Consider the following 365-nt stretch of genomic DNA (forward strand, 5'->3'; position numbering starts at 1 on the left):
CCAGATCAAAAGGCCAGTCGTACCTCCGGCGTAAACATCACCATTAGCTGCCCATTCTTCTGGTGTGTAGATTGGGCTGTAGCCATCAACATTTGCACCATATTTGTCAGCAAATTGATAAACTCCCTTTCCCTTGGGTTTTCTCCCAGATGCATCAACACCATTTCTCAAGTTCATTCCACCTCCAGTTCCGTAAGGAGTGTCGGTCTTGATCTTCTTGCCGCCGCTAGCCTTAACTGTGAACGAAGTAGTTCTTGACAAAGAAGGAAGTCCCTTTGCAATTCTTGGGCTCTCAAGAAATGGAGCTGGCTTCAAAGCCAATGAAGACATCATAGAAGCTGCCATTGATGATTGAACTCTACTTA

The 365-nt window shown here is 45.5% G+C and carries 1 protein-coding gene; it reads right to left on the reverse strand.

What is annotated here, in order from left to right:
* On the reverse strand, nt 1-333 hold a 333-nt coding region (gene psbR / locus KJK34_RS15160; protein ID WP_223054709.1), incomplete at its 3' end, for a photosystem II protein PsbR.
* Nucleotides 334-365 lie beyond the last annotated feature (32 nt).

It is taken from the genome of Flavobacterium coralii (assembly GCF_019891545.1).
Lineage (GTDB): Bacteria > Bacteroidota > Bacteroidia > Flavobacteriales > Flavobacteriaceae > Flavobacterium > Flavobacterium coralii.